This is a genomic window from Shigella sp. FC1544, assembly GCF_001722145.1.
Taxonomy (GTDB): Bacteria; Pseudomonadota; Gammaproteobacteria; order Enterobacterales; family Enterobacteriaceae; genus Escherichia; species Escherichia coli.
In genome coordinates this window covers 1-2,558 of the sequence record NZ_MECT01000216.1, presented here as the reverse complement: position 1 = coordinate 2,558, position 2,558 = coordinate 1, and the positions used below count along the sequence as shown (strand labels likewise).

The window sequence follows — 2,558 nt, the reverse complement described above, 5'->3', positions numbered from 1 at the left end:
CATACAGGAGCAGTCTGGTCTGAAAACATCAATGTCGCGTAAAGGTAACTGTTACGACAACGCTCCGATGGAAAGCTTCTGGGGAACGCTGAAAAATGAAAGCCTGAGCCACTATCGTTTTAAGAGCCGGGATGAGGCCATCTCAGTAATACGGGAATACATTGAGATTTTCTACAATCGTCAGCGTCGTCACTCTCGTCTGGGGAATATCTCCCCGGCAGCCTTCAGGATAAAATATTATCAGATGACTGCTTAGAAAAAGAACAAATGGTGGTGTCCGCTATTGCCAGTACACCTCAGTTCTGGGCCTTGCCCGTAGCAGTTATTTTTATCACCGGGCTGCACTGAAAGCCGGTGATAAATACGCCACGATACGTAAGATGCTGACAGATATCTTTAACAGTAATTACCAGTGTTATGGCTATCGTCGCCTGCATGCGATGCTCAGGCATGAGGGGGGGCGGCTATCAGAAAAGGTTGTACGCAGACTTATGGTGGAGGAACAGCTTGTCGTCAGTCGTAACCGTCGTCGTTGCTACAGCTCATATTGCGGAGAAATCGGACCGGCTCCGGATAACCTTATCGCCAGAGATTTTAAGGCGGAGCAACCTAATCAGAAATAGCTGACAGATATCACGGAGTTCCAGCTCCCTGCAGGTAAAGTCTGGCTGTCACCAGTGGTGGACTGCTTCGATGGAAAAGTTGTGAGCTGGTCTCTCAGTACACGCCCTGATGCTGAACTGGTCAACACTATGCTGGATAGCGCTGTCGAAACGTTAAATGCTGGCGAACGACCGGTGATACACAGTGACAGAGGTGGGCATTATCGCTGGCCAGGCTGGCTGGAAAGAGTGAATGCAGCAGGTCTTATTCGCTCCATGTCCCGTAAAGGATGTTCACCTGATAATGCTGCATGCGAAGGCTTTTTCGGCAGACTGAAAACGGAAATGTATTATGGGCGTAAATGGTCGGGCATCACGCCAGAAAAGTTCATGCAGCAAGTGGATGCTTACATCAGATGGTATAACGAGCGGCGTATAAAATTATCGCTGGGTGCCGTCAGCCCCAAAATGTACCGCCAACAATGCGGGCTGGAATGATAAAGCAGTCCAGGAAATCGTCCGCATCCCCCCTTCACCATTTGGATTGTCCGCTCCACCCAACATGTTGTTTCCTTAAGGTTCCTACACCACAAAGGAAACTCTCATGCTGCGCAGTGGATGGCTGACGTTGCCGACAGGCGGGAACTTCGCCAGTTCAGGCAGACACCGGAACAGCGCTTCACGCAGGAACAGGAGCATCTGCAGCCGCTGCTGGGTACGGACTTCGATATCCGTCATGTCTCCTGGGATGGCTATATCGAGGTTGGCGGGAACCGTTACAGTGTGCCGGAAAGCCTGTGTGGTCAGCTGGTATCAATACGGATCTCGCTGGATGATGAACTGCGGATCTACAGTAATGAGCAACAGGTAGCATCGCACCGTCTCTGTTCGGCTGCATACGGCTGGCAGACCGTGCCGGAGCATCACGCTCCACTCTGGCAGCAGGCTTCGGAGCGCATGGCCGAACGGCTGGGGGAGATACAGAAACGGGTAATCACTGTCTGTGACCGGGAAGCGGATATCTGGCATTACCTGTATTATAAAGTCAGCCACGGACAGCGTGGTGCGTGCTGCACAGAATCGCCGGCTGGAAGAGGCACCCGGCAAGCTCTTCGAACTGCCGGAAGTCCTGGCAACCGCAGGAAGCCACACGCTGAATGTGATGCAAAAAGGCGGGCGGGCAGCCCGTCAGGCCCGGATGTTCATCAGTTACAGCGAAGTCAGCATAAAAAATCCCGACAACAGCGGCCAGGCGCTCCCGCTCACGTATGTCTGTTGCCGGGAGCAGGCAGAGGACGGTGCCTGCTGGCATCTGCTGACGTCAGGAAAAGCGGCGAGTGCCGCCGATGCACGACGTATTGTCAGCCATTACGAGCGACGCTGGCTGACAGAGGAATACCACAAGGCGTGGAAAAGTGGTGGTACATGGAATCGCTGCGAATGCAGACCCGGGATAACCTTGAGCGCATGGTGGTTATCCAGGCGTTTATAGCGGTACGGGTGCTGGGCCTGCGGCAGGGAGGTGTCAGTGAAGAAACACAAAATGACAGCTGTGAGAAAATACTGACGCCGACAGAGTGGAAACTACAGTGGGTTAAGCTGGAAGGAAAGCCGCTTCCGGTGCAGGCACCGACCCTGAAATGGGCCTGGGGCGATGGTATGACAGCAAACGCACAGGTCGTCCCGGTTGGGGCGTCATGTGGGATGGCTGGTCAGACTTCAGGATATGGTTGAGGGTTACCTGGTGATGAAGTCTCTTGATCAGGAGCTCTGATCAAGAGACAGCAGCTTTGGGGGGTGCCCCTATTAAGTTGTCAAGCATGTTATGACCCCTGCGGGGTATAAAAAGTCCCGTCACGCATCATGGCGAACAGAACGTCGCAGCGTCGTCTCGCCAGGGCGATAAGCGCCTGATTGTGTCGTTTTCCCTGACTCATTTTGCGGGTGTAGTAAGCC

1 protein-coding gene and 4 pseudogenes are annotated in these 2,558 nt (G+C 53.4%); 4 read left to right on the top strand and 1 reads right to left on the bottom strand.

Annotated features, from left to right (window positions below; all coding sequences use genetic code 11):
* From BGK49_RS12130 to BGK49_RS12120, 4 genes and pseudogenes are all read left to right on the top strand, one after another.
* A partial coding sequence (locus BGK49_RS12130; RefSeq protein WP_146628131.1) for an integrase core domain-containing protein occupies positions 1-256 on the top strand: 256 nt, incomplete at its 5' end.
* 46 nt (positions 257-302) lie between these two features.
* A pseudogene (locus tag BGK49_RS12125) lies at positions 303-1,100 on the top strand (IS3 family transposase); the annotation flags it as partial.
* A gap of 99 nt (positions 1,101-1,199) precedes the next feature.
* Positions 1,200-1,556, top strand: a pseudogene (locus BGK49_RS30625) (Mu transposase domain-containing protein); the annotation flags it as partial.
* Positions 1,539-2,376, top strand: a pseudogene (locus tag BGK49_RS12120) (IS4 family transposase); the annotation flags it as partial. The pseudogenes BGK49_RS30625 and BGK49_RS12120, both read left to right, overlap by 18 nt.
* 49 nt (positions 2,377-2,425) lie before the next feature.
* On the opposite strand, the pseudogene BGK49_RS29370 reads toward BGK49_RS12120, so the two are convergent.
* A pseudogene (locus BGK49_RS29370) lies at positions 2,426-2,558 on the bottom strand (IS110 family transposase); the annotation flags it as partial.